The organism is Halomonas sp. 328, assembly GCF_015645095.1.
In the GTDB taxonomy this organism is placed as follows: domain Bacteria; phylum Pseudomonadota; class Gammaproteobacteria; order Pseudomonadales; family Halomonadaceae; genus Bisbaumannia.
This window is the reverse complement of the sequence record NZ_JADOTW010000003.1, coordinates 113,288-138,961: the sequence shown is the minus strand read 5'-3', so window position 1 is coordinate 138,961 and position 25,674 is coordinate 113,288. Positions and strand designations below refer to the sequence as shown.

Sequence of the window (25,674 nt, the reverse complement as noted above, 5' to 3'; positions counted from 1 at the left end):
GTTCAGAAGCGGTAGTTCAGGGTCGCGGTAACGCTGCGCTCGGCGCCGAAGTAGCAGAAGTTGAGGTCGTAGCAGGAGGCCACGTACGTCTCGTCGAGCAGGTTGCTGACGTTGAGGCGCGCGCTCATGCCGTCGAGGCCCAGGCGGCTCAGGTCATAGCCCAGGGTGGCGTCGACCAGGGTGGTGTCCGGCACCCGCTGGGTATTGGCGTCGTCGGCGTGGATATCGGCGTGATGGCGCACGCCGAGTCCCGCGTCCAGGCCGGCCAGGGCACCGGCCAGGGCGGTATAGTGGCCCCAGACCGCGAGCTGGTGGCGCGGCACCTGGTTGCTGCGATTGCCCTGGGTGGCGTCGCCGGTCTTCTCCAGGGTCACGTCGGTGTAGCCGTAGGCGGCCTGTAGCGAGAGGGCCTCGGTCAACTGGTGATGCGCCTCCAGTTCGACGCCACGGGATTGGATCTCGCCGGTGGCCCGATAGAAGGTCTCGTTGGGCCGCTTGGCGGAGACGTTCTCCTGGGTGATATCGAAGAGGGCGAGGCTGTAGCGATTGCGCGTCCCCGGGGGCTGGTACTTCAGGCCCAGTTCCCACTGTTCGCCCTCGGTGGGGGCCAGCAGGTCGCCGTCCTGGTCGGTGGTGCTGTTGGGACTGAAGGAGGTGGAGTAGCTGGCATAGGGCGCCAGGCCATTGTCGAACGCATAGAGCAGGCCGGCGCGGCCGCTGACCTGGGTGTCGTTCAGCACGCTTTGGGTGCCGCTCACCGGGTCGCTGTTGGTGATATCCACCCAGTCGTGGCGCAGGCCGAGGTTGGCCCGCCAGTTGCCGAAGGCCAGCTGATCCTGGAGGTAGAGGCCGGTCTGCTCCAGCTCACGGCGCTGGCGTACCTCCGGGAACATCATGCTGGGCCCGGCGCCGTACTGGGGATCGAAGGCGTCGATGGCCGGGAAGGCCCCGGAGGTCCAGGTGACGTCGTTGTTGCGCCGCTGATGGTCCAGGCCCAGCAGCAGGGTGTGATCCACGCCGCCGGTGGCCAGGCGCGCCTCCAGCTGGTTATCCACGGTCAGGGCATCGAGGGACTCGTCGCCGCCGGAGAAGTAGCGGTTGAGCTCGGTGGGCGAGGCCCAGCCGTAGGCGTAGACCTGGGCCAGCTCCACCTCGGTCTCGGTATAGCGCAGCCGCTGGCGGGCGCTCAGGCCGTCATGGAAGCGATGCTCGAACTCATAGCCGACCATGAGCTGGTCGCGCTCGAATGTCTCGAAGGCCTCCTCGCCCTCGAAGAAGGTGTTGGCGATGCGGCGGCCGTTACGATCCACCACCGTGCCCTCGAAGGGCAGGCCGGCATGGTAGCCGCCCTCCGGGTCGCGCTGCAGGTAGGCGTGGAGGGTCAGGCTGGTGGCGTCGCTGATGTCCCAGCTGAGCTGGGGGGCGATGGCGTAGCGCCGCTCCTCCACCGGGCCGAACTGGGTATCGGCGGCCCGGGCCAGGCCGGTGAGGCGGAAGGCCAGGCGGCGCTCGGCGTCCAGCGGGCCGGTGACGTCGAAGGCGGCACTGCGCTGGGCATTGTTGCCCAGGCGCAGGCGCAGCTCGCCGCCAGACTCGAATTCCGGGCGGCGACTGGTCTGGGCCACCAGGCCCCCCGGGGAGGCGCGGCCATAGAGCACCGAGGCCGGCCCCTTGACCACTTCGATACGCTCCAGGAACCAGGGATCGATCACCAGTGAACTGAAGGAGCCGCCGTCGCTCATCACCTTGAGGCCATCGAGGAAGGTGTTGTTGATGCTGCCGTCGGCGAAGCCGCGCAGCACCAGGTAGTCGTAGCGGTTGGAGGCGCCGATCTGGTTGGTGAAGACGCCGGGGGTATAGTCGGCGGCGCGCTGGACGCTCTCGGCGCCGCGGGTCTCCCAGTCCTCCCGCTCGACCACCGAGATCGCCTGGGGCGTCTCGATAAAGGGCGTCTCGGTCTTGGTGGCGGCGCTGGAGGTGACCGTCAGGGTCTCCAGGGCCTCGTCGGCCAGCAGCGGCGTGGAGAGCGGGGCGGAGGCCAGGGCGATGGCGAGGGTCAGGCGATGCAAGCGGGGCATGGATCACACTCGGAGGGTTGCTGTGAAAGTGAGAATTGTTCCACTTATTCGCCCCGGCGAGTTATGCGCGCCGCGCAAGGGGTTATGGGCGGGCCCCAGCCTGCCTTAGTGGCGGGAACTCGCCAGGCTCCCCGGCGAGACGCCATAGGTGCGGCGGAAGGCGGTGATGAAGTTGCTGGCGTGGCGATAGCCGCTCAGGTGGGCGGCCTGCTGGACGCTATGGCCGCCGAGCAGCAGCTCCCGGGCCCGGGCCAGGCGCCGGCGGCGCAGGTAGTCGATGGGCGAGCAGCCGTAGGCGGCGCGGAAGCGGCGCGCCAGGGTGCTGGGGCTCATGGCGGCCAGGCTCGCCAGGGCCGCCAGGTCATGTTCCCGCTCGGGATGCTCCTCGAGCAGGCGGCGAACCGCCTCCAGGCGCCTGGCCGGGGTCGTCGCGGTGGCCGTGGCCGGGAGGCGTTCCGGAGCGGGGGGCGTGAGCCCCTGGGCCAGCAGCTGCAGCGCCAGCCCCTGCAGGAAGAGACGGCGCGACTGGCCGGAGAGGCCGCTGCGATAGCCCTGCTCCAGGGTCAGGGCCAGGGCATTGGGCAGCGACCAGGCGTATGGGGCCGCCGCGGGGAGCGAGTCGCACCACTGGCCCAGGGCCTCATCGCTCAAAGCCAGGCTCAGGGTGCGCAGGCGCTGGCCGGCGGGCTGGTGGGCACCGAGCACCTGGCGGTCGTCGAGGCGCAGGGTGTAGGCCTCGCCGGCGGTGAGCCAGCGCTCCCTGCCCGCCAGCCCCAGGCGCACGCGCCCCTCCATTACCGCCACGATCAGCAGCGCCGCCTGGCCCCGGGAGCGGGAGGCATAGGGCTGGACCACCTCCAGGTCGGAGAGCACCAGCTCGGCCCCCGCCGTCAGCGCGACCTCTTCCACCCGGCCCTGGGCGATGGGCAGCCGGGCGGCGCGCGCCGGCTGGCTCGGCGCCGCCGGGAAGCGGTAATCGATCTGGTAGCGGCGGCCGTAGCCGAGGAAGTCGGCGACGGTGTGGCGGCGGGTCGGAAACATGGCCTGTCACCCTGCCTATGGCGTGGACCGGCGACAGCTCAGCGGGCAGTTGCCGCAGTAGCCGAGCTCGGGAACCAGGTAGCGGATGCAGCACAGGCGCCGGCGCCGTTCGGGCTCGCCCCCGGCGGCGTCGGCCAGGTAGCGCACCGGCTGGAAGAGCGGATTGCGGCGCCCGTCCGGCAGCTGGCGGGCCGCCAGCAGCGCCCGGGCCGGCTCGGCGGCCCCGGGGCTCGCCATGGGGTGGGCCTCCAGGGCCTCGGCGAAGTACTCGAAGTAGTTGCCGGCGTTGCTCCAGAACACCTTGGGGGAGGCGCCAGAGTGGGCGGCCAGGGCGGCGATCAGCGGCGTCAGGTGGGCGTCGATCAGCGTCGAGAAGCGCGCCAAGGGATCCTGGGTGGCCAGGGGCGTGCCGTCGTGGGCCAGCCACAGGCGGCGGGTCTGGCCCTCGGGGGCCAGCTCCAGGTGCAGTGCCTCGAGCCCCAGGGGCAGGTCACGCTCCAGCAGCAGGTTGGCGGCCAGCCCCGCCGAGATCACCGCGCTGAGATGCCACTTCGACCATAGCGAGGCCACCGCGCGGCGGTCGCCGCCATCGTACTGGAGGGAAAAGTGATCCAGCCGGGCCGCCAGGCGCTCGGGCTCGAGCAGCTCCCGAGCGGCCAGGGTGTCGGCGGGAGGCTCGCCGACGCCCGGTGGCACCAGGGTCGCCAGGGGACCGGCGTAGAGCGCCTCCAGGGGACAGGGCATGGCGACCTCAGTACTCCAGCGACCAGGTCAGGGTATAGGTGCGCCCGCGGCCCTGGTAGTCGTAGAGGTACTCCGGCCCATAGTAGGGGGAGTAGAACATGGCGGCGCGCTGGCCCCAGACCGTGGAATACGTCTCGTCCAGCAGGTTCTGCACGCCGAGGCTGAAGCGCCCCAGGTCGGTGCGCTGGGCCAGGCTCAGGTCGAGGGTGGTGAAGCCGTCGATGCGGCGGTCGTCGGCGTCCTCCAGGTCGAAGGCGTGGTTGGCCTGCAGGCGCGCCGAGCGGGCGTGATCCGACCAGCCGACGAAGGCGGTGGCGGCGGAGAGCGAGGCGTAGCGGGCGTCGCGCTTCTCCCAGTCGCCCGAGGCGTTGCGCTGCTCGGAGCGCACCAGGTGCAGGGTGCCGCCGGCCTCCAGGCCGTGGTCGAAGTAGCGGGTCACGGCGCCCTCCAGGCCGTAGTCGCGCTTCTCTTCATCCACCACGCTGACGCTCAGGTCCTCGTCGTTCTCCACGGCCTTGTCGGACCAGGAGTAGTAGGCCGCCGCCTGGGCCATCCAGTCGCCGCCCTGATAGCGCCAGCCCAGCTCCACCTGGTCGGTCTCGATGGCGGAGAGGGGGTTGGCGGCGACGCTGACGTCGGCGCTCTTGCCGTAGTACTTGGCCGGGTCCGGCAGCTCGAAGCCCTGGCTATAGCGCAGCCAGCTCTGGTGGCCGTTGCCGAAGTCGTAGAGGGCGCCGGCATTGAAGAGGGTGGCGCTGTAGTCGTTCTCGCCGCCGGGAATGCCGCGGAAGTCGTTGACCGCCACGTCCATGCGCTGATGGCGCAGGCCGGCGGAGAACTTGAGGGCATCGCTGGCCCACCAGTCGCCCTGGGCGAAGAGCGCGGTGGTGTCGATGCGATATCCCGGGTAGCGGGGCTCGACGCGGGCCGCCGACTGCACCAGGCCGCCGCTGGCGTCGGTGGCGGCGCGATCGAAGATCATCTGGTTGGCATCGAAGCGCTCGCGGTCGAAATCCAGGCCGTAGCTCAGCGAGACCGCCTCGCCCAGGTCGGCATCGAACAGCGCCTTGAGGCCGGTCAGCCGGGTGTTCTGCTGGGAGGCGCGGAATTCATAGAAGTCCGGCGCGCTCCAGTGGGGGCTCGGATAGGGGAAGGCCTGGAAGTTGGCATCCTCCTCGCGATGGAAGGCCTGCAGGTAGAAGTCCTGCCCCAGCAGGTCGCCATGGTGGTACTGCAGGTTGATCAGCCGGCGGTCGGTGGTCGGGTCGCGATCCGAGCGGTAGCCGTCGCGGATCTCGGCATCGTTCAGGTTGGGGCTGGCGGCATCCAGGTGGGGGAAGTAGACGCCACGCTCGCCCTCGAAGCGGGAGCGATAGAGCTGGGTGCTCAGGTCCAGGCGCTGCTGCGGCGCCAGGTCGACGCCCAGGTTGCCGAGGATATCGATGCTGCGGTTGTCCTGCAGGTCGGTCTGGGCGATATCCGGAAAGATCTCCTGGCCACGGCCGTCGAAGTGGCGGCCATTGTCCTGGTAGGCGACCCCCAGGTAGCCCTGGACGCGCTCGTTGCCGGCGCTGACCGACTGGGCGAGGCGGAAGTCGCGATCGTCGCTGCGGTTGAAGCCGGTGGTGATGCCGGCCGTGCTGCGGCCCTGGGGGGCGCCGGCCTCGCCGCGGCGGGTGACGATATTGATGATGCCGCCGGTGGCGCCGCCGCCGTAGAGGCTGCTGGCGCCGGAGAGCACCTCCACCCGCTCGATATTGAAGGGATCGATGCTGTCGAACTGCCGCGACAGGCCTCGCGAGCCATTCAGGGAGACGCCGTCGATCAGCACCTGGACGCTGCGCCCGCGCAGGTTCTGGCCATAGTTGGTACGCCCCTGGGGGGCCAGGTCGAGGCCCGGCACCAGACGGCCCAGGGCGGTCTTGAGGTCGGCGCCGCCCTCGATCTGCTGCTGCAGCTCCTCCTGCTCGACGATCCATACCGCCCCGGGGATCTGGCTGATCTGGGTCGGGGTGCGCGACCCCACCACCACCAGCGTCTCCTGGGTTGCCGTCTCCTGGGCCTGCAAGGCGAGGGGGGTAGTGCCGGCGGCGATGGCCAGACCGAGGGTCAGCGACTTCTTCATGGGGGATCCTGTCGGCGAAGGAGGCCGGGGTCTTGGGGCCCCGGGCAATGTTTTCGTAAGCAGCCGAAGGATACCAACAATAAGCAAAAACTCAATAATAGTTATTCGTATTTATGTCTCGTGACCTCTCCGCGGCTCAGCGATCGACCAGCAGGGCATCCAGGTTTACCGGCACCTCATCGCCGATCTGCTCGTAGCCGAGCATCAGCAGCACCCCGCGCAGGGTCGGGTTGGCCATCAGCTCCTGGCCGTCCAGCACCAGGCGCTCGGCGGCGGTGACGTGGATGGTGGTGCCATCCAGGCGCGAGAAGCGCAGCGGCACCGGCGTCTGGTGCTGGTTGCCATTGGCCTCCACCGTCATGGTCAGGGTCTCGACCCGGGAGTCGCCCACCGCCAGGCTATCCAGGCGATGCGGCGCCAGTTGGGTGGTCAGGGTGGCCAGGGGGCGGTCGGTAAAGCCCGACAGCCAGGGCGGCAGCGGGCCCAGGCGATCCAGCACATCGGTCTGGGCCAGACGCAGCGGCAGGCGTAGCCGCCCCTCGGCATCGATATCGCCATGCAGGTCGCGAACCTGGTGGGTATGGGGCGTGGGGCCCTGGGGCGTGATGGCGATCACCGTCGCCTCCACCCGGGAACGCTCCCCATCCAGCTGCCAGGCGGCCTGGGCGGGCAAGGCGGAGAGGGCGAGCAACGACAGCAACAGGCTGGGCAGGGTGGCCTTGATGGCGGGCGCTTTTATCATGGGGGCTCTCTATGGTGGGCTCTCTATGGACGCGTTCAGCAGAGACCCACGGGAACGCGGAAAGTGCCGCCACCCCACGAAACCGGCCCGCATCCCGGCCCCGGACTAGCCTCGCTAATCGGCATTCGCTATCATACGCCCGCGCTGCCAAGCGCTCCTCCCGCGATGGGCCTATAGCTCAGTTGGTTAGAGCAGGGGACTCATAATCCCTTGGTCGCTGGTTCGAGTCCAGCTGGGCCCACCAAGAATCAGGTACTTACGCTTAGCTTTCCCCTTCCTTTCGCTGTTCTTCGCGGTATCTGTCTGTTGGTGTCTGTCTGTGGAGATCTTGGGACGGTTGGGATGAGATGATCATGCCCTCAATGGCCAATGAGCCGAGCAGTTTTTGTATTGCCCTGCTCGATCGCTATGGTGGCTCCTTATTCTAAATTGCTATCGCGAGCGCTTTGCTATCGTCTTCTGCGCTCACTATAATGTGCGGCAACACGGCCCCGATCGGTGGATCCGCTTTGCGGTGAAGCTGCTGAGGGGTTTTTTAATGCCTGCTCGTTGGCTATTGTGGCCACGTCCACTGCTCCCATCCTTCCATCACCCCCATTCCCTGCAGGTCGAGCCCGACATGGGTGAGATCGGGGAATGCCTGCAGCAAGTGCTGGAGACGTTGCCACCAGCTTGAGCTGGGGTTGATGGTGCTCAGCAGATGCTGGATCACACACAGCAGAACGAAGACACGCGCCAGCACATGCTCCTGGCCTGGCTGCCAGGCGCTCTCGAAGAGGGGCACTTCTCCGTGACCCGGCTTCCTGGGCTGATCCACCATGTTACGGTTCCACAGCCGACTATGATGGGCACAGACGTTACGTAGATAGTTGAGGCTGCGTAGCCAGGAGGCGAGCACTCGGCCGTCACGGATGCCATAGCGGGCGGCGATCCGGTCCTGGTCGTCCTGACGCATCCCGTCGTAGAGCGTGGAAAGCGTGCCGAAGTCCCACACCTCGCAGGCGATCCAGATCGGAAGCGGCAGCCCGTACTTCTCCTTGTTATGGCGAATGAACTCCTCCTTGGAGCGGTTGATCATCAGCGCCTGCTTCTGCAGCCACGCCTGATGGTCGGTAATGCCGGTCTTCTGGTTGATCTCCTGGGCAAAGGCTTCGAAGAGCTGGCCTGGATCCAGGTAGGCAAAGGCGCCGTGCTCCCCAAGGGTGTGGGAGATATCGACCCGGAAGGCCACCTCGATGCGTTCCAAGGCATCCATCACCAGCAACCGCAGCTGCTTGTCGAAGACATAGAGGGCGACGGCATCCCGGAAGGTGGCGCCCGGCGTGAACTCATCCAGCGCGATGCGCTCGACGCGGCCATCCTTGGCTTTCTTTCCCGTTCTTCGGCGGGGCCAGACACAACAGGCCTTGCTGCGCTGGCGAAAGGGGAACCAGTAGCCGCTTAGCCGGTAGTAACCGATACGCTGCAGGTAGTCGAGGGCCTTCTCGTCGTCGGTGACGGACAGTCCCCGCGCCTTGAGGGTTTCCAGCTGGTCGCGATAGCTGAGCCAAGGTTTGTTATATCTCACGCCGGGCCTCCCTGTGCCCTGAATTCAACCTCTAAGCACTTTCATTTTTGGCCATCGAGAACCTTACCCTCAAACTCCCTCCACCTCGATGCCGTGCCGGGCGAGCCAGGCCTTGCGCTGCTCATAGTCCGGCATGGCGCGCTCCAGACGACGCCAGAAGGCGGGGGTGTGGTGGGGCTCGTGCAGGTGGACGAGTTCGTGGACCACCACGTACTCGGCAATATGCCGGGGCAGCAGGATCGTCTTCCAGTGGAAGTAGACCCGGTTGCCCTTGCCGCAGGAGCCCCAGCGGTAGCCGAGGTCCTGGACCTTCACGCCGGCGGGCTCGACGCCCATTCGGCGGGCGTGCTCCTGCACCCTGGTGGTGAGCCAGTCGCTGGCGCGATCGCTGTACCAGCGAACGAAGTGCTCCCGGGCGTCATTCAAGGCATCTTCCCGCAGCTGGAAGCGCCCGGCGACGAGCTTGAGCGGGGCGTCCTGCTCCTCCTGGAGAACGCGCTTGAGCCGGTAGCTGCGCCCCAGGTAGAGGAAGCCCTCGCCGTTGATGTACTCCTTGTGCGGCAGCCGGCGGCGGTGTTCGGCCTTCTCGGCCAGCTTCCGGTAGATCCACAGCCGTTTCTCGATCACGAAGTCGCGTAGGAGCCGCTCGTCGGTGCCGGTGGGGGCGGCGATGACCAGCTCGCCGTCGCGGTCCACGGTGATCTCCAAGGTCTTGCGACGCGAGCTCTCGCGCACCTCCAGGGTGAGATCGTTCACGGCGAGTTGGGTCATGCGTTCACCAGCTTGTCGTGATTGCTGCGGGCGAGGTCGAGCAGCCGCTGGGCGACCTCGCTGGCCTGGTCGAAGGGCACGAGCCGCTTGAACATCAGGGTCGAGAAGAGGTGCTGGCGCAGGGCCTCCTGGTCCGGGATATGGGAGGGCTTCCAGAAGTCGGGGATGGCGATTTCCTGCTGGATCAGCCCGACCAGCTCCTCGGTGGCCTCGAGCAGCTTCTGGGCACTGGCTTCGTCCAGCGTCTCCACGGAAAGGCCACTGCTGGCCACCAGCTCCCGCCAGAAGGGTTGTGCATGGGCAGGCATATCTGGGATGCCTTCGCGCGGATCGGTCGCACCATCACGTAATTGCTCAATCAGCGTCTTGAGCGCCGCCACCTGCTCGGCCCACTGGCCATCGAGCTGCTCCAGCAGCTCCTCCAGGCGCTCGCTGAGCCGGCCGTACTTCACCGGGTCCTCGTCCAGGTGCTTGCGCACGTGGGAGCGCACCGCGTGCTCCATCTCCGAGGCCTTGGCCCGGTCGCCCACCTGGCGGCCGAGGTGCTCGTCGAACTCGGCGTCGGTGAGCTGCACCGGCGGGATGCGCGGGTCGATGCCGAGCGAGATCACGTAGTCGTCGATCAGCTTGCGCACCTTGTTGCCGATGTCGCGGCCGAGCTCCGGGGTGTCCTTGTAGCGGTTGCGGGCCAGGGCGTGGATATAGGCCAGCCGCTTGGCATCGTTGACGAACTCCAACCCCTCGGGGCGTGGCAGTACGTCGTCCAGGCCGCGGTTGAACTCCTTGAGCTTGACCACGAACTCGGCGCGCACCCGCTCGTCGGCGAGCGCCTGCACCGCCTCCTCGGTGTCGTCGAGGTCATCCACCCCCTGGCCGCGCAGTACGTCGATCACCCGCAGGTGGCGGTCGCGTAGCAGGGGAATCTCGTCCTTGAGGCTCTGCAGGGCGCCCTCGATGTCCTCCTCGCTGTAGGCGGCCAATGCCTCCTTGAGGTGGTTGGCTACACCGAAGTAGTCCACCACGATGCCGTGGCGCTTGCCGTGGCCGGTGCGGTTGACCCGGGCGATGGCCTGCAGCAGCTCCGCCTCGCGCAGGGAGCGATCCAGGTACATCACCCCCTCGATGGGGGCGTCGAAGCCGGTGAGCAGCATGCTCTTGACGATCAGGAAGGCCAGTGGGTCGTGCTTGGCGGGGTCCTTGGGGGTTGACCCGTCCAGCGGCGGCAGCGGCTTCTTGAAGCGCTTGATATGGCTCTCGACGGCGGCGCGGTCGCTCCACCGGGCCCAGGTGGCGTCGTCGTTGTTGCCGCTGCTGAACACCACCGCGAACTCGAGCTGGCGCAGGACGTTGCGACAGCGCCAGGCCTGGATCGCCGCCTTGATCCGGGGCGGGCGTGTCAGCAGCTGGGTATCGTCCAGGGCCTTGTCCTCGGGGGAGAGCGCCAGCGCCTCCTCCAGCAGTTCGGCACGGGCCGCCTCCAGGGCCTCGAAGTAGCGCAGGGCCGCCCGGCGGCTGTAGGCCACCAGCTGCGCCTTGTAGCCGTTGGGCAGGATATTCGTGACGTAGTGGCGCAGGATGTCCTGGGCCTTCTCCTGGATCAGCTGCGGCGCCTCGAAGATCTGCCCCTTGGTGGCGTACTTCTTCTTGATCTCCTCCAGCTCCTCCTTGCTGTGGTCGCGGAACAGATCCTCGAACAGGCCGTCGAGGCTGGCGCCGTCCTTGATCGCCCCCTTGGCGGTGCGCCCCTCGTAGAGAATTGGCACCGTGGCGCCGTCCTGCTCCGCCTCCTTGATGGTGTAGCGGTCGATGTATTCGCCGAAGATATCGTGGGTGCGCTTCTTGTCGCCCATGATGATCGGCGTGCCGGTGAAGCCGATGCGGGCGGCGTTGGGCAGGGCGCGCATCATGTTGGCGTGCAGGTCGCCGGCCTGGGTGCGGTGGGCCTCGTCCACCAGGATCAGGATCTCCTCGCTGGTGTTGAGCACCTCGAAGGGCTCGCTGAGGGTCGGCTTCCTAGGCGTGCCTTTGGCATAGAGAGTTGGCTCGGCGGCATCGCGGCGACCCGTGTCGAGCCCGGCGCCAGCCTCCTCGGTGCTCTGACCTTCCTCCCCCTCGGCGTCCGGGTCGCGGTACTTCTGCTCCCTGTATTTCTGAACCGTACCGAACACCAGGCCGGGGCCGTCGCGGCCCAGCAACTTCTTGAGCTGGGTGGTATTGCCGGCCTTTTCGACGCTCTCGCCGGTAAGCTCTGCCGTCTCCGACAATTGCTTCTGCAGGTCCTTGCGATCGGTGATCACCACCACCTTGAAGCGGCGCAGCGTCGGGTCGGTGCGCAGCTTGCGCACCAGGAAGACCATGGAGAGGCTCTTGCCGCTGCCCTGGGTGTGCCAGACGATGCCGCCACGGCGGTCGGCCTCGCCGTCCTGGCGGCGCGTCTTGCCGCTCTTCAGGCGCTCCACGGCCCGGGTGACGCCGCGGAACTGCTGGTAGCGACATACCAGCTTGATGGTCTGGCCGCCGACGTTCATGAACAGGGTGTAGTGGCGCACGATGTCGAACAGGTTGGCCCGGGTGAGCATGCCGGCGATCAGGCGCTGCTGGGCGGAGAGGTCCGCCACGCCGAGATCGATGGCCACCTCCGCCTCGCGCATCGGTGCCACCGTCTTCCAGCTCAGGTAGTGGGCGAAGCGGGCACCGATGGTGCCGACACGAGCCTCGTCGAAGTTGCTGGCCACCAGGAACTGGCTGGTGGCGAACAGTGCAGGAGCCCCTTCATGCTCGCCGACCTCACCCTCCAGGAAGCGCTGGTCGTGGTATCGGCGCAGCTGGTCCACCGCCTCGCTGATCCCCTCCGGCACGCTGCGGCTCTTGCACTCCACCACCACCAGCGGGATGCCGTTGACGAACAGCACCAGGTCCGGGATCACGTGGCCATGACCAGTATCATGGCCAGGCGGACTCTTCACCTTGAACTGGTTGACCACCGTGAAGACGTTGTTGGCGGGCTCACCCCAGTCGATATAGCGCAGGGTCTGGCCGCGGCCGCCGTCCCAGCCCTCGAGGCCCTCCACCGGCAGGCCGCCCAGCAGCAACTCGGTGGCTTGCTGGTTGGCCTCGAGTACCCTGCTGGCCGGCAGCCGGGTGATGGCGGCGACTGCCTGATCCAGACGCGCCTCATCGAGCCAGGGCTCGCCGTCGCGCAGGTTGATCTTGCGCAGCCGCTCACGCAGCAGGGGCTCCATCACCACCTGGGAAAAGCTCTCGCGGTGGGTCGCAGTGGGATCGTCCACCGAGCCGGCCAGGAACTCCCAGCCCTGGCTCACCAACTGATCGATAAAGGGCTTCTCGACATCCGTGTACTCGGGGCTGGCCAAACTGGGGCTCCTTGTGCCAGTGGGTGGGCGACTACCTTTCGGCGACTCGTGTCAGGGGCGGGGTGGTGTCACCGGTCAGGCGCTCCAGCGCCAGCGCGATCAGGCGATCCGAGAAGAGCCGCAGCTTGCGCTGGCCGGCAATATCATCCGGCCAATGCCGCAAGCCTTCCTTGACAGCCTCGACGGTGGGTTCGACGTGCTCCTGGCTGATCAGCCAGTCCAGCGTCGCCAGCACCTCCATTCCCAGCGGTGACTGGAAGCCGTCGATCAGAGTATCGACTTCTTCGAGTACTTCGGCGTAGGGGCGTGCTTCGGCGCTGCGCAGGTAGGTATGCAACCGGTCCCGTCGCGATTCATCGAACCATACCACTTCCTCGGGTGAGGCATCGTTGATGCGTTTCTCGCTATGCAGGTAGCTGCCGTCCAGGCCATTGAGCAGATGGCGAAGCCGATCGGAGTATGGGCCGTATCGATGAGGCTGAAACTCGAGCTTGAGTGGGTTCTCAAGGCCATGAGCGATGATGCGTCGCTCCATGAGCCAGGCGAGCTTCTGGACCTCCAGCAGTGAGCACTCGATGCCCAGCACCCAATAGCGGCGCACCAGCTCGGCGATCAGCGCCCGCGCCGGCGTCAGCTTCTCGACGCCGGCACGCTTGGCAACATTCTGGTACTCGGCGGTGGGCTCGAAGACCAGCACCCGGACGTTATCCAGCTCACCTAGCGCGGCCTCTATGCGCGGGCGCACCTTGCCCCAGTCGAGCCCCCCGTTGCCGCAGCCCAGTGGCGGCAGGGCGATGGAGCGAATACCCTGCTCTCGGATCACCCGCTTGAGGTCCTCCAGCCCGGACTCGATCCACTCCATGCGCGTCCTGGCGCGCCAGTGCTGCTTGGTGGGGAAGTTGATGATCCAGCGCGGTCCCAGCAGGACATCCCGCTCGGTGACGAACATGCGACCGGTCACCACCTGCTGCCCCTTGCAGGCGGCCTCGTAGGCGGCGAAGTTCTCGGGGAAGGCTTCCTTGAACATCAGAGCGATCCCCTTGCCCATCACGCCGACGGTGTTGACGGTGTTGACCAGCGCCTCGACGTCGGCCTCGAGGAGGTTGCCACGGGTGTACTCAATCATCGGAAGAACCAGTTGGGTCGTGTTACCACCTTCAGCGGAAGCTGGTGTGCCGCCACCTGTACTTCGACGGCGGCTCGCACCTCGTCAGTATACGTGCCAATACCCAGCAGTGCCGAGGCCGGGAGGTGGTGATGAATCAGGGCCTCTGCCTGATAACGCTCGGTCTTCTCCGGGTCCTCCCGGTCCCGACTGAAGTCCTGTGCCTGCAGCAGCGGCCATGGCACGAACTCTTCTAGATCCACCAGCTGGCTGCTAAAACGGGCCATGGGCAGGTAGGCGTGGCGGTCGGTGAAGACAAAGGCCGAACCTATCTCCTGCAAGCGTGGCAGTGAGCAGACCAGCACCAGGATGTCTTCCTTGCGCTGAATGGGCACGCCGCGGCCGGTCACGATGTTGAGCAACATGGGCGAAGCTGGCGTGAAGTAGAAGGGGATATAGTCGCTGAGAGTGCCACCCGGAGGGGGCGGGACGTCTCGTGTTGCCCGGCGCCCTATCAGGTCGCGATTCCCGATGGTGACAAAGCCAGGGTCCTGCTCCGCTGCCGAACGGCAATAGAGGCCATGCGCCAGTAGCCACGGCAGGTTGTCACGATGCGTGATCCTGAAGATCAGCGCCTTCCGAGAGTTCAAGCTGCGAGAGAGATCGGTCGCCACTGGTCCGGCTCCTTGGTCACGCTGTCGGGGTCGATGCCCTCCACCGGGCGCGTCTCGAAGCGCACTTCTCCGCCGGTCTCCATCAGCATCACCGCCCCCACCGGGAAGGAGCGGGCGATGCTGACCAGCAGGCTCTGCACGTGGTCGTCGTCCCACACCCAGCCGCGCTGGAAGTCGGGGAGCTGGATCTTGCCGGTGGTGATGTCCTTGAGCTCGGCCTTCTGCAAGAGCGGCAGCGAGCGCCTGAACGTTGCAAGAGAGCTGTCGAAGGTGGTCATGGCGGTTCCCTGTGCGGTGTGGTCCTGATGTTATGGAAGCCCCGGTCTATGCCGGGGTGGTGGCCTGGGCCTGGTCGAGCAGCGGGGTGACGCGGACGTGGCCGGTAAGGAGGTCGTCCATGAGACCGGATTTTTCTTCTCTCAACTTTCCTAATGCAGTCAGTTCATTTCGTAACCGAGTGCCCAAAGAAGATATTTTTATTGAGATCAGCTTCTGCTCTTCGAGTGGGGGAAGTTTTAGGGATAGCTTGAAAAGCTCAGCGCGCTGTATTCCAGCAGCGGTGCTGCCAGTTGATCGCTCTTTCATTGCTTTCTGGAAATCGGCACTCTGCATGACCCAAAAAATGAAGTCGTTAAGAGCGAAATCTCTATTAAACCGAAGGGCTATAACACGTTGGCTAAGAATGTATTTGGCATCGTCAGGGATTTTGGCGATATTCCCTAGAGGTGCCTCCATGGTGAGGAGAACATCACCTCTTTTGACGTCACCACTTGCCATCCATCTGCGGTAAAGTCGAGACCCGCCAAAGTAGGCCTCCCGGCTGGTGTCTATAGCGCCCGGTTGAACATTATTAGCGGAAAGAGCGAGAATATCACCGCCCCCCCAGTCCATTCCTAGTTTCTTTGGGGTTCTTCCACGATAGTCGATTACTTTCTCGATAGAGTCACCAAACGGACGAGCCTCCCACTCCCTCGGAATCAACCCCAACGGTGACTCCTTGTAGAGCTCCGGCGCCTGCTCGGGTCTGGGCCGGAGCCGGCCATGCTCGTCGATGCCGCGGGTCAGCAGGTCGTGGAGCAGGCCCTCCTTGACCTTCTCCAGTTTGGCGATCAGCGCCTCAGTCTTCTGGATCTGGATATCGAGGTTGTCGAGGGTTCTCGCTATTACCTCCTGCTCTTTCTTACACGGGACAAAAACGGAAATTTCATAAACATCGTTTCTATTTAGACCCGGGACGCCGGTTGAGGTGTCTAGATCTTGAAGCGGAAGCCAGTCCAGGACTCGATAAGCCCATGAGATATCACAGCCTTGAGATTCAACGTAATAGGTAGTATCAATTGGCCAAAAGCCGACTTCAGACCATGCAGCCTTCCCGACACTTCCCTTTCTTCCGACGACAATGCCGGGACCAGTGACCAAGGGTTGTTCGTGGTATCCCACAACACCATTCGAGCCAAAAACTGGGTAGCCGTATCCAGTTCTTTGTTCAGAAGGTAATGCTTGCCCATATTCGAGCCTGATCAATTTTCCGAGTGGCTCAAACATACCCCAGCCCCTCCAGATACTGCTGCAGCTCCTTGGCGGCGGTATCGCGCTCGGCCTCGATATCGGCCAGCGTCACCCGGTACTTGTCCCACCAGGTCTCGAAGGCGGCGATCACCTGCTGGCGCTGCTGGCGGATATAGCGCTTGAGGATGCCCTTGAGGTCGTTATGTAGGATAGTGCCGACCAACTCGGCGGCGGCGGGTTCGTCCAAGGCGTCTACCGCGGCGTTGAGGTGGGTCTCGAAGCTGGCCACCTTGGCCTTGTGCTGCTTCCTCAACTGGGTGCGCTGGCTCTTCCAGGCCTTGATCTGCTCCGGCGGGGGGGTGTCGTCGTCCCCGCCATCGCTCTCTTCTGACTCGTCGCCGTCATCGCCCTCGGGCTTGGCCTCGGCGGCCTTGATCCGGGCATCCAGCTCCGCCTTGCGGGCGGCGAGTACCTCGAGCTCGGCCACGTACTCCTCCAGCAGGAAGTGGACCAGACGGTGATCCAGCGGGTTGGCCTTGCTCTGCTCGTCCTCCAAGAGGCTCAAGATACTGGTGCGCCAGGCGTCCACCACGCCCAGGCAGCCGCGGGCCTGCAGGGTGCGGAACTCGTTCTTGTTGTCGAACCAGAAGCCCGCGATGATGCCGCGCACCGCGAAGCGATCGAGCATGGCGGTGGGCTCCAGGGCCGACGTGAAGCTGCCCAGCAGCTCGTCGCGCAGCTGGGTGAGGCGACCGCCGTTGCCGGTCAACCCGGTGATGCTGCCGCCGTGCTCGGCCCACCAGGCCTCGAAGGCGGCCATCACGCTGGCCTCCTTCTGCTGCAGGCCGGCGTCGGCCTCGATGGCGGGCTTGAGGTCGCGCTTCTCGCTCAGGTGCTCAGCGAAGTCCACATAGTCGGGGGCGCTCGCCCTGGGGGTAAAGAGCACCATGGGGTCGAGGCCCTGGGCGTCGAACAGCGGGCGCCTGGCGTCGATCTCGGCCACCGGCACGCCACCCTTCAGGTGGGCGCGCACGTCCTGGGGCTCCGGCGGCGGGGTGTTGTCGGCGTAGCGGCGGATGTTGAGGTTGTAGTCGTTGTCGCGCAGCTCTTTGATGGGCACCACCCGGGCGAAGCCGGGCACGTCCTCGAAGGCGTCATAGGTGCTGGCGATCTTCTCGATGTGCTCGGGCAGCAGGTAGTTCTGGGCACGGCCCTCAAAGAACTCGCGGTCGGCGTTGATGAACAGCACCTTGCCCTGGCGCTCCTCGGGCTTGGCGCCCTTGCCGCGCAGCACCAGGATGCTCGCCGGGATGCCGGTGCCGTAGAAGAGGTTGGGGGCCAGGCCGATCACCGCCTCCACCAGGTCGTCTTCCAGCATCCCGGCGCGGATGCGCTTCTCGTCGCCGCCGCGGAACAGCACGCCGTGGGGCATGACGGTGGCCAGGCGGCCGTCGGACTTGAGGCAGGCGACCATGTGCTGCAGGAACATCAGGTCGGCCTTCTTGGCCCCCTCCGGCACGCTGCCGTAGTGGAAGCGCTCCGGGAAGTGCTGGCTCGGCGTGTAGCCGATGGAGAAGGGCGGGTTGGTGAGGATGCGGTCGAAGCGCCTCAGCTCGCCGTTTTCCACGATATGTTTCGGGTCCGTCAGGGTGTCATCGTTGCGCAGATCGGCGCTGCTCACCCCGTGCAGCAGCATATTCATCTTGGCGATGGCCCACACCGAGCCGGAGGCCTCCTGGCCGAAGAGGTTGAGCCGCCGCGGGTCGCCGCCCTGCTCCTCCAGGTACTCCTTGGCGAGGATCAGCATACCGCCGGAGCCCATACAGGGGTCGTAGACGCTGTGGCCCTCCTGGGGGTCCATCAGCCGCACCATCATGCGGACCACCGGGCGCGGGGTGTAGAACTCGCCGCCCTTCTTGCCGGCAGAGTCGGCGAAGTCGCGGATCAGGTACTCGTAGGCGGCGCCCAGCAGGTCGGGGAACTCGAAGTCCTCGTTGCGCAGCCGGTACTCGCTGAAGTGAACGATTAGATCCCGGAGCTTCTTGTCCGGCAGGGTGGTGGAGCCCACCTTGCGAGTGAAGTCGATGTGCTCCAGCACCCCGGCGAGGCTGGGGTTGTGCTCCTCCAGGCCGGCCAGCGCCTTGTTGAGCGCACTGCCGACACCCTGATGGGCCTCCTTCAGCAGGTGCTGCCAGCGTGACTGCGGCGGCACGTAGAAGGTGGCGCGATACCAGTCGGGGAACTCGACCTGGTGAGCGATATCGATCTCCCCGGCCCCGGCCTGCTTGAGCTGCTCGCGGACCTCCTCCTGGCGCTGCTCGAAGACGTCCGAGCAGCGCTTCAGGAAGAGCATACCGAAGATGTACTCCTTGAACTCCGAGGCGTCCATGCGCCCGCGCAGGATGTCGGCGGCCCTGAAGAGGTGCCGCTCGAGCTGGTTAAGGGTGAGGATCATGTAAAGCGGTTCCCTATACGATAAGCCGGCCGCAGCAGGCGGCCGTGGTGACAGGTGCCTATCTCACCAAACTTGGAGGAAGAAGGCCACGGAGGATTGGTGGAAACCGGGACGGGGCTGGCCACGGGGAGCTGTTTTTCATTGCTGCCAGGCTGGCTGCTCTCGTTCGGGCTGTGTAACCCTCCTGCCAGACTGCTCCGGATGGGTGATGAGGTGCGCGACCTCCATGTCGCCGCCTTCGATTTCTCATCTGGTTCGTAGGACTATGCCAGCGCCGGAATCCGCTGGTTTTCCCTTGGTTCGTCCTTGAGCGTGAAGCTGCCGACCAGCTCCGCGAGGCGGTCGGCCTGTTCGCGCAGCTGCTCGGCGGCGGCGGTGGACTCCTCCGCCAGCGAGGCGTTCTGCTGGGTCATGCGGTCGAGTTCGGCCACGGAGATGTTGACCTGGCCGATGCCATCGCTCTGCTCGGTGGTGGCGTGGCTGATCTCGCCCAGCATGCCCGCCACGCGCTTCACCACCTCGACGAGGTCGTGCATGGCGCTGCCGGCGTCGCGCACCAGGTGGGTGCCGCCCCGGACCTTCTCGCCGGAGGCGTCGATCAGGCCGCGGATATCCCGTGAGGCCTGGGCGCTGCGGGTGGCGAGCTGGCGAACCTCGTCCGCCACCACGGCGAAGCCCTTGCCGCTTTCGCCGGCACGGGCCGCTTCCACCGAGGCGTTGAGCGCCAGCAGGTTGGTCTGGAAGGCGATGTCGTCCATGACCTTGATGATGTCGCCGATTCGCTCGGCGGCGTGCTGGATCTCGCCCATGGTGGTCACCACCCGGGAGACGGTGTCGCCGGTGCCTTGGGCCAGCTCGGCGGCGGATTGCGAGAGCCGGTTGGCCTCGCCGGACGAGGCCGAGGTGTTTTCCACCGTGCCGGTGATCTGTTCCATCGAGGCCGAGGTCTGCTGCAGGCTGGAGGCCGCCTGGTCGGTGCGTCGCGCCATGTCCCGGCCGCCGCTGGCGATCTCCTGGGCGGCGTGGCGCACGGCGTCGCTGCTGCTCCTGACCCGGGCCAGCACGTCATGCATCTTGTCGGCGAAGGCGTTGAACTGAATGGCGAGTTCGCTCGCTTCGTCCCGGCCCCGCACGGGGAGGCGCAGGGTCAGGTCGCCATCGCCGGCGGCGATCTCGCCCATGGCCTCCGCGGTGCGTCGAATGGGGCGGAACAGGGTGCGCAGCAGCAGGGCGAGGGCCGCCAGGCTCGCCAGCATGACCAGGGCCACGATCAGGATGATCCGCAGCACCGCCCGATTGAGGTCGGCGAACAGTTCGCTGCGCGGTATCTGGGCGAAGACGACCCAGTCGGTGCCGGGCACGTCGATGGCCGCGACCAGCTGTTCGGCGCCGTGCGCGTCGGTGAGGGTGGCGTCGCGATAGCCCGTCCCCGCCAGCAGCTCGGCGGCTTGGGTCTCCCAGCCGGGCAGTTCCGCCACCGGCCGATCGGCCATGGCGGCGCCGTCGGGGTGCACGCTGATCCGGCCATCCCGGTTCGCCAGGAACACCATGCCGGACTCGCCGAGCCGGTAGTCGCTGATCGTCTCGGCCATGGCGTCCAGGGCATAGCCGACCCCGGCGATCCCCACGCGCTCGCCGTCCAGTTCGATCACGTGGTTGATAAAGACCTTCAGCTCGCCGCCTTCGGAGTCGATATCCAGGGTGTGCTCGGGGGCGTCGGCCCCCTCGACCAGGCGATAGAACCAGGCGTCCTGTTCCCGGTTCAGGGTGCGGGCGATGCCCTCGGCGGTGTAGTAGTTGCCGCTGAGCGCCGACACATAGAAGACGGTATTGGCTCCGGTGCGTTGCTGCAGCCGTTCGAGGTGAGCCACGGCGCGTTCGCCTTCCGCCCGGGATTCGCCCCGGGCCAGCCACTCCCGCAGGTAGCCGTTATCGGCCAGGCCCCGGGCCGTGGTGATCGGCCCGGTCAGGGTGGCGTCGATGTCATTGCGAATGCTTTCGAGGGTGGCCGGCAGCTCGGCGCCGGTGACCCGGTCGGTGATCAGGTCGCTGAACAGGTGATACTGAATGGCCGTCACCCCGCCGACGATCAGGATCATGCTCAGGCCGATGCCGATCAGCAGTTTCTTGGCAATCGTCAGGTGCTTCATTGTTATTCCCCTGGCTGGCGCACCCTCAGGACGGGTGCGCTTGTGTTGACCGATTGGTCAATGCTCTATCGGCGAGTCGGGGGAAAACTGTAGGCATCGCGCTGCTGGGTCGCGTCGGTGAAGACGAGGCACCGTGACCCACCATGAATGAAATTGATGTTGGCCATGAAAATCTTCAGCTTTACTCATGATTGGCTGGGCTCGATAATCCCCTTCATTATCTCGTCAGCGGCGTACTCGCCGGGCACTGGTCCGCAACTTCGGCTTCTCTTATGCCGGAGCTGGCGCACTCGAATAAGTGAACCAGCGACGATCCAAAGCGCAGCGTTGACAGGCGACACAATAGACAGATGCCTTAGATTCATATCTCAGGAACCAGGATGGTGCATCCCGATGAACAGCGATTTTACATTTGCCGTTAAGAGTATTCGTTTCGATGAGAATTATCAGCCGTCGGATAATACTCGCATCACTACCAACTTTGCCAACCTGGCCAGAGGGGAGAAGCGCGAAGAGAATTTGCGCAATACCCTGAGGATGATTGACAACCGTTTCAATGCCATGGCGGATTGGGATAACCCCAAGGGAGACCGCTATACCCTCGAGCTTGATATCATTTCTGTTGAGGTGGCCATGGATGCTGCCTCGAAGGATGGCATCCTTCCCATTATCGAGATCTTGAAGACGAGCATCATCGATAAGAAAACCAATGAGAGGATTGAAGGCATCACGGGGAACAACTTTTCCTCTTATGTGCGAGACTACGACTTCAGCCTGCTGCTGAAGGAGCACAACAAGCATCAGGACGCATTCAGCGTTCCGGAAGATTTCGGCGTGTTACATGGCAAGCTGTTCAAGGCCTTCGTGAATTCTGATACCTACAAGGAGCACTTCAAGAAGCCTCCTGTCATTTGTATCAGTGTGTCGAGCACCAAGACCTATCACCGGACAGAAAACCAGCATCCCGTGCTGGGCGTCGAGTACCTGCAGGAAGAGTACTCATTGACTGATGAATACTTCAGGAAGATGGGGATGAAGGTTCGCTACTTCATGCCTCCGGGTAGCGTGGCGCCTTTGGCCTTCTATTTCCAGGGCGACCTGCTTGGTGATTACACCAATCTTGAGCTGATCGGCACCATCAGCACCATGGATACTTTCCAGAAAATCTATCGCCCGGAAATCTACAATGCCAACTCGGTGGCGGGAAAGTACTACCAGCCAAGCCTGGAGAGACAGGACTACTCGGTGACCAAGATCGATTATGACCGGGAGGAGCGTAGTCGGCTAGCGACGGAGCAGGGCAAGTTCGTTGAAGAGAACTTCATCAAGCCCTACCGCGCTGTGCTTGAGCAATGGTCCGCTAACTACGCCCTTTGATTCATCCATCACGAGATCTTCCATCATGGCAAAACTGTTACCCACCTCGACTGCCGGTAGTCTCCCCAAGCCGTCCTGGCTTGCACAGCCGGAGGTGCTGTGGTCACCCTGGAAGCTGCAGGATGAGGGGCTGACGGAAGGCAAGCAGGACGCCTTGCGTCTGGCCTTGCACGAACAGCAACATGCGGGCATCGACATCGTCAGTGACGGCGAGCAGTCGCGCCAACATTTTGTCACGACCTTTATCGAACACCTCAATGGCGTCGACTTCGAGAAGCGCGAAACCGTCAGGATTCGCGACCGCTACGATGCCAGCGTTCCCTCGGTGGTCGGCGAGGTGTCTCGCCAGAAGCCGGTTTTCGTTGATGACGCCAGGTTCTTGCGTGAGCAAACCACGCAACCCATCAAGTGGGCGCTGCCTGGCCCCATGACCATGATCGACACCCTGTATGATGGTCACTATAAAAGCCGTGAAAAGCTCGCCTGGGAGTTTGCCAAGATTCTCAACCAGGAGGCGCGAGAACTGGAGGAGGCCGGGGTTGATATCATCCAGTTCGACGAGCCGGCTTTTAATGTGTTCTTCGATGAGGTGAATGACTGGGGGATCGCCACCCTGGAGAAGGCGATCGAGGGGCTGAAGTGCGAGACTGCCGTGCACATTTGCTACGGCTATGGCATCAAGGCTAATACGGACTGGAAAAGCACGCTCGGCACGGAATGGCGTCAGTACGAAGAAGTCTTCCCCAAGCTGCAACAGTCCAATATCGATATCGTCTCGCTGGAGTGCCACAACTCTCGCGTTCCCATGGAGCTCATTGAGCTCATCCGGGGCAAGAAGGTCATGGTGGGAGCGATCGATGTCGCCACCCATGCCATCGAAACACCGGAAGAGGTGGCCAACACCCTGCGCAAGGCACTGCAATTTGTCGATGCCGAGAATCTGTATCCTTGCACTAACTGCGGCATGGCGCCTTTGCCTCGTCAGGTGGCCAGGGCCAAGCTGGATGCATTGAGCGCCGGGGCGGAAATGGTGAGAAGGGAACTGGCAAGATAAGCCTACCCAAGGCTGGCGCCTAGAAGGTGTTCTGGTGTCAGGCATGCCGCGCCGACCAGCGGCAGCGGCATGCCTAAGCTTTGTCTGAAAAGTCGGCGAGCGAAGGTCAGACAAGGCAAAAATCGGCGAAAAGACGGAGTTTACGGGGTGTAAATGAGTACTTTGAGCCGATTTTTAACGCCGTATGGCCGAGCGCAGCCAGTTTTCGGACATAGCCTAAGCCTCTCAGCCCTTGGCCGGTGCCGCGGCTTCCACCTTCGCCTGGTCGCGGGCGAGTTCCTCGCGCAGGCTGCGTGCCCGGTAGTAGAAGGTCACGAAGGTGGAGGTGATAACGATAAACAGCGAGTACATCACCGGGATCAGCAGCATCTGCTGCTGGGTCTCGCCGGCAAACGACAGGGTGATGATCAGTACCGCGAGCGGCCCGTTCTGGATGCCGGTCTCCAGCGACACGGTGCGGGCCTTGAGCGGGTTGAGGCGGGCGGCACGGCTGAACCAGTAGCCGATCAGGAAGCCGCACAGGCCGAGGCCGATGGCCGCCAGGTAGATCTCGGGGCCGGTGGTCATCAACAGTTGCCAGTTGCGCGGCACCCAGGTCGCGATCAAAAAGACGATTACCACCACGCCGAGGATGCCGCCCATCAGCTCGGTGCAGGCGCCGAGGTTGGCATTGCGCCGGCGCAGCCACATGCCGAACAGGGTCGGCACCAGCAGCACCCCCAGCACCGCGACGATATTGCCCGAGGGAATCCGGAAGGCGGCGTCGATGCCGGTGGTGTAGAGGGCCAGCACCACCGGCACCATGACCACCGCCAGCAGGGTCGAGCAGACCGTCATCAGGATGGAGAGGCCGAGCAGGCTCCTCGAGAAGTAGGCGAAGATATTGGAGGTGGTGCCGCCGGGCACGCAGCCCATCAGGATCAGGCTGACCGCCTGGATGGGGGGGAGTTGCAGGGCGCGGCCGATCAGGAAGGCGAGCAGCGGCATAAAGAGGTACTGGGAGGCGAAGCCGATACCGATCGCCTGGGGGTGACGCATGGCGATGCGGAAGTCCTTGAAGGTCAGCGACGACCCCATGCCCAGCATGATCACGGCCATCATGATGGCCAGCAGCGTTTCCTCGAGTGGGCTCAGCATGCGGGGCTCCCGTCGGTGGCTTGTGGATGATCCTTGAGGTAGTCGGCGCGCAGGTCCTTGCGCAGCACCTTGCCGATGGGGCTCTTGGGCAGGTCGTCGACGAATTCGACCTGCCTGGGCACCTTGTAGCGGGCCAGGTGCTTCCGGCAGTGGGCCTTCACCGTCTCGGGATCGAGCTCGCCGCGGGTGACGATATAGGCTCGCACCGCCTCGCCGCTATCGGCGTCGGGCACGCCGATCACACCCACCTCTTGCACGGCGTCCAGCAGGGCGATGCAGTCCTCCACCTCGTTGGGGTAGACGTTGAAGCCGCTGACCAGGATCAGGTCCTTCTTGCGGTCGACGATGCGCAGGTAGCCGTCCTCGTCCATGGCGGCCACGTCGCCGGTATGCAGCCAGCCGTCGCGGAGGGCTTCGGCGCTGGCCTCCGGCTGCTGCCAGTAGCCCTGCATCACCTGGGGCCCGCGGGCGGTAAGCTCCCCCGGCTCGCCCTGGGCCACCGGCGCGCCGCCCTCATCGACCAGGCGGACCTCGGTGCCCGGCACCGGGATGCCGATGCTGCCCGGCTTGCGGGTCCCCACCAGGGGGTTGAAGCTGATCACCGGCGAGCTCTCGGTGAGGCCGTAGCCCTCCACCAGCGGGGTGCCGGTGACTTTCTCCCAGCGCTCGGCCACGGCGGCATGCAGGGCCGTGCCACCGGCCGCCGCGGCACGCAGCCGGCGCGGCGGGTAGAGGGTGAACCACTCCTCGTTGAGCAGGGCATTGAAGAGGGTGTTGACCCCGCTGATCCAGCTGACGGGGTAGTTCTCGATGGCCCGCTGCAGGTTCTGGATCGGCCGCGGGTTGGGCACCAGGACGTTGTGGGCGCCGTGCTTGAAGAAGGCGAGCAGGTTCACCGAGAAGGCGAAGATATGATAGAGCGGCAGGGCGGTAAGCACGCACTCCTCGCCGTCGCTGATATGCGAGCCGGCCATGGCCTCGATCTGGGCCACGTTGGCGAGCAGGTTGCCGTGGCTGAGCATGGCGCCCTTGGCGACCCCGGTGGTGCCGCCGGTGTACTGCAGGGCGGCGAGGCTCTCCGGCCCCAGGTCGCGCCAGTAATCCTTCACCGTCACGCCCTGGCTCAGGCGTCGCCCCTCGGCCAGCGCCTCGCCGAGGGCGGTGGCCTCCACGGGGCAGGGGGGAATCACCCGGTTCCAGTACTTGAGCACCGCCTTCACCACCTGGCGCACCACGGGGGGGAAGCCCTGGGCGAGGCTCGTCACCACCACCTGGCGGATGGCGGTGTGGGGCAGCACCTCGGGCAGCTTGTCGACGAAGAGATCGACGATCACCAGCGCCTCGGCGCCGCTGTCGCGGAACTGGTGGGTCATCTCCGTGGCGGTGTAGAGCGGGTTGGTGTTCACCAGCACGCAGCCCGCCTTGAGGATGCCGAAGACCACGATCGGGTAGCTCAGGCAGTTGGGGAGCTGCACCGCGACCCGGCTGCCCGGGGCGAGCCCGAGCCCCACGCGCAGGTAGGCGGCGAAGGCGTCGGAAGCCTCGTCGACCTGGGCGTAACTCAAGGCGCCATTCATGCCGTTGGGCATGCAACTGGTGAAGGCGCGCCGATCGGCGAAGCGCTCGGCGCTGGCGCTGATCAGCGCGGCCAGGCTGGGGTATTCCGGGGGCGCCAGTTCGGCCGGGATGGCGCCGTAGTGGCGCGCCCAGGGGCGCTGGTTTTCGGGGAGTGCGGTGGCGTCCGACAGTGGCTCCATGGGCGTCCTCGCTG

18 protein-coding genes and 1 tRNA gene are annotated in these 25,674 nt (G+C 65.2%); 3 read left to right on the top strand and 16 right to left on the bottom strand.

The genetic code is table 11. The features are described 5' to 3' along the window. Positions 1-2: 2 nt before the first annotated feature. From IHD13_RS02245 to IHD13_RS02225, 5 genes are all read right to left on the bottom strand, one after another. Positions 3-2,078, bottom strand: coding sequence for a TonB-dependent siderophore receptor (locus IHD13_RS02245; RefSeq protein WP_195859405.1), 2,076 nt, complete (start codon positions 2,076-2,078; stop codon positions 3-5). Positions 2,079-2,183: 105 nt separating this feature from the next. After that, positions 2,184-3,119 (bottom strand): helix-turn-helix domain-containing protein, encoded by a 936-nt coding sequence (locus IHD13_RS02240; protein WP_195859404.1) that lies wholly within the window; start codon positions 3,117-3,119, stop codon positions 2,184-2,186. Between the two features lie 15 nt (positions 3,120-3,134). Next, positions 3,135-3,863: a siderophore-iron reductase FhuF gene (gene fhuF, locus IHD13_RS02235; protein WP_195859403.1), complete on the bottom strand. Its 729-nt coding sequence runs from the start codon at positions 3,861-3,863 to the stop codon at positions 3,135-3,137. 7 nt (positions 3,864-3,870) lie between these two features. Beyond that, positions 3,871-5,988, bottom strand: coding sequence for a TonB-dependent receptor (locus IHD13_RS02230; protein ID WP_195859402.1), 2,118 nt, complete (start codon positions 5,986-5,988; stop codon positions 3,871-3,873). A 136-nt stretch (positions 5,989-6,124) separates the two neighbouring features. After that, positions 6,125-6,730: a hypothetical protein gene (locus IHD13_RS02225; protein ID WP_195859401.1), complete on the bottom strand. Its 606-nt coding sequence runs from the start codon at positions 6,728-6,730 to the stop codon at positions 6,125-6,127. 167 nt (positions 6,731-6,897) lie between these two features. Between IHD13_RS02225 and IHD13_RS02220 the strand changes: the two genes are divergently transcribed. After that, positions 6,898-6,974 (top strand) — tRNA-Ile (locus IHD13_RS02220). A 309-nt stretch (positions 6,975-7,283) separates the two neighbouring features. On the opposite strand, the gene IHD13_RS02215 is transcribed toward IHD13_RS02220, so the two are convergent. From IHD13_RS02215 to IHD13_RS02175, 9 genes are all read right to left on the bottom strand, one after another. Continuing rightward, entirely contained in the window at positions 7,284-8,297 is a 1,014-nt protein-coding gene (locus IHD13_RS02215; protein ID WP_195859400.1) for an Abi family protein, read from the bottom strand. A 69-nt stretch (positions 8,298-8,366) separates the two neighbouring features. Then, entirely contained in the window at positions 8,367-9,068 is a 702-nt protein-coding gene (locus IHD13_RS02210) for a M48 family metallopeptidase (RefSeq protein WP_195859399.1), read from the bottom strand. After that, entirely contained in the window at positions 9,065-12,442 is a 3,378-nt protein-coding gene (locus IHD13_RS02205; protein ID WP_195859398.1) for a type I restriction endonuclease subunit R, read from the bottom strand. The genes IHD13_RS02210 and IHD13_RS02205 overlap by 4 nt, the downstream gene beginning before the upstream one ends. 31 nt (positions 12,443-12,473) lie before the next feature. Next, positions 12,474-13,568: a type II toxin-antitoxin system antitoxin DNA ADP-ribosyl glycohydrolase DarG gene (gene darG, locus IHD13_RS02200; protein ID WP_195859397.1), complete on the bottom strand. Its 1,095-nt coding sequence runs from the start codon at positions 13,566-13,568 to the stop codon at positions 12,474-12,476. Further along, complete coding sequence (gene darT / locus IHD13_RS02195) at positions 13,565-14,221, bottom strand: type II toxin-antitoxin system toxin DNA ADP-ribosyl transferase DarT (RefSeq protein ID WP_195859396.1); 657 nt, start codon at positions 14,219-14,221, stop codon at positions 13,565-13,567. Before darT ends, darG begins: the two co-directional genes overlap by 4 nt. Further along, a complete protein-coding gene (locus IHD13_RS02190) occupies positions 14,194-14,499 on the bottom strand; it encodes a DUF262 domain-containing protein (RefSeq protein ID WP_230086083.1) in 306 nt (101 codons plus the stop codon). The genes darT and IHD13_RS02190 overlap by 28 nt, the downstream gene beginning before the upstream one ends. Positions 14,500-14,545: 46 nt before the next feature. Further along, entirely contained in the window at positions 14,546-15,766 is a 1,221-nt protein-coding gene (locus IHD13_RS02185) for a restriction endonuclease subunit S (protein ID WP_195859395.1), read from the bottom strand. Next, a complete protein-coding gene (locus IHD13_RS02180) occupies positions 15,759-18,185 on the bottom strand; it encodes a type I restriction-modification system subunit M (RefSeq protein ID WP_195859394.1) in 2,427 nt (808 codons plus the stop codon). Before IHD13_RS02180 ends, IHD13_RS02185 begins: the two co-directional genes overlap by 8 nt. A gap of 263 nt (positions 18,186-18,448) precedes the next feature. Further along, positions 18,449-20,335 carry a methyl-accepting chemotaxis protein gene (locus tag IHD13_RS02175; protein ID WP_195859393.1) on the bottom strand — a complete coding sequence of 629 codons (1,887 nt, stop codon included), beginning with the start codon at positions 20,333-20,335 and terminating at the stop codon, positions 18,449-18,451. 393 nt (positions 20,336-20,728) lie between these two features. On the opposite strand from IHD13_RS02175, the gene IHD13_RS02170 reads away from it, so the two are divergent. Together IHD13_RS02170 and IHD13_RS02165 are read left to right on the top strand one after the other, a co-directional pair. Beyond that, complete coding sequence (locus IHD13_RS02170) at positions 20,729-21,712, top strand: DUF1852 domain-containing protein (protein WP_195859392.1); 984 nt, start codon at positions 20,729-20,731, stop codon at positions 21,710-21,712. A gap of 25 nt (positions 21,713-21,737) precedes the next feature. Beyond that, on the top strand, positions 21,738-22,766 hold the full coding sequence (locus IHD13_RS02165; protein WP_195859391.1) for a methionine synthase: 1,029 nt from the start codon (positions 21,738-21,740) through the stop codon (positions 22,764-22,766). Between the two features lie 225 nt (positions 22,767-22,991). Here IHD13_RS02165 and IHD13_RS02160 read toward each other — a convergent pair whose 3' ends face one another. Both IHD13_RS02160 and IHD13_RS02155 read right to left on the bottom strand, forming a co-directional pair. After that, positions 22,992-23,903 carry a bile acid:sodium symporter gene (locus tag IHD13_RS02160; RefSeq protein ID WP_195859390.1) on the bottom strand — a complete coding sequence of 304 codons (912 nt, stop codon included), beginning with the start codon at positions 23,901-23,903 and terminating at the stop codon, positions 22,992-22,994. After that, a complete protein-coding gene (locus tag IHD13_RS02155) occupies positions 23,897-25,660 on the bottom strand; it encodes an AMP-binding protein (RefSeq protein WP_195859389.1) in 1,764 nt (587 codons plus the stop codon). Before IHD13_RS02155 ends, IHD13_RS02160 begins: the two co-directional genes overlap by 7 nt. Positions 25,661-25,674 lie beyond the last annotated feature (14 nt).

Bases quoted from the DNA above. Each gene is read 5' to 3' on its own strand.
- IHD13_RS02245 (WP_195859405.1), bottom strand. From the start codon at position 2,078: ATGCCCCGCTTGCATCGCCTGACCCTCGCCATCGCCCTGGCCTCCGCC.
- IHD13_RS02240 (WP_195859404.1), bottom strand. From the start codon at position 3,119: ATGTTTCCGACCCGCCGCCACACCGTCGCCGACTTCCTCGGCTACGGC.
- fhuF (WP_195859403.1), bottom strand. From the start codon at position 3,863: ATGCCCTGTCCCCTGGAGGCGCTCTACGCCGGTCCCCTGGCGACCCTG.
- IHD13_RS02230 (WP_195859402.1), bottom strand. From the start codon at position 5,988: ATGAAGAAGTCGCTGACCCTCGGTCTGGCCATCGCCGCCGGCACTACC.
- IHD13_RS02225 (WP_195859401.1), bottom strand. From the start codon at position 6,730: ATGATAAAAGCGCCCGCCATCAAGGCCACCCTGCCCAGCCTGTTGCTG.
- IHD13_RS02210 (WP_195859399.1), bottom strand. From the start codon at position 9,068: ATGACCCAACTCGCCGTGAACGATCTCACCCTGGAGGTGCGCGAGAGC.
- darG (WP_195859397.1), bottom strand. From the start codon at position 13,568: ATGATTGAGTACACCCGTGGCAACCTCCTCGAGGCCGACGTCGAGGCG.
- IHD13_RS02190 (WP_230086083.1), bottom strand. From the start codon at position 14,499: ATGACCACCTTCGACAGCTCTCTTGCAACGTTCAGGCGCTCGCTGCCG.
- IHD13_RS02185 (WP_195859395.1), bottom strand. From the start codon at position 15,766: ATGTTTGAGCCACTCGGAAAATTGATCAGGCTCGAATATGGGCAAGCA.
- IHD13_RS02180 (WP_195859394.1), bottom strand. From the start codon at position 18,185: ATGATCCTCACCCTTAACCAGCTCGAGCGGCACCTCTTCAGGGCCGCC.
- IHD13_RS02175 (WP_195859393.1), bottom strand. From the start codon at position 20,335: ATGAAGCACCTGACGATTGCCAAGAAACTGCTGATCGGCATCGGCCTG.
- IHD13_RS02170 (WP_195859392.1), top strand. From the start codon at position 20,729: ATGAACAGCGATTTTACATTTGCCGTTAAGAGTATTCGTTTCGATGAG.
- IHD13_RS02165 (WP_195859391.1), top strand. From the start codon at position 21,738: ATGGCAAAACTGTTACCCACCTCGACTGCCGGTAGTCTCCCCAAGCCG.
- IHD13_RS02160 (WP_195859390.1), bottom strand. From the start codon at position 23,903: ATGCTGAGCCCACTCGAGGAAACGCTGCTGGCCATCATGATGGCCGTG.
- IHD13_RS02155 (WP_195859389.1), bottom strand. From the start codon at position 25,660: ATGGAGCCACTGTCGGACGCCACCGCACTCCCCGAAAACCAGCGCCCC.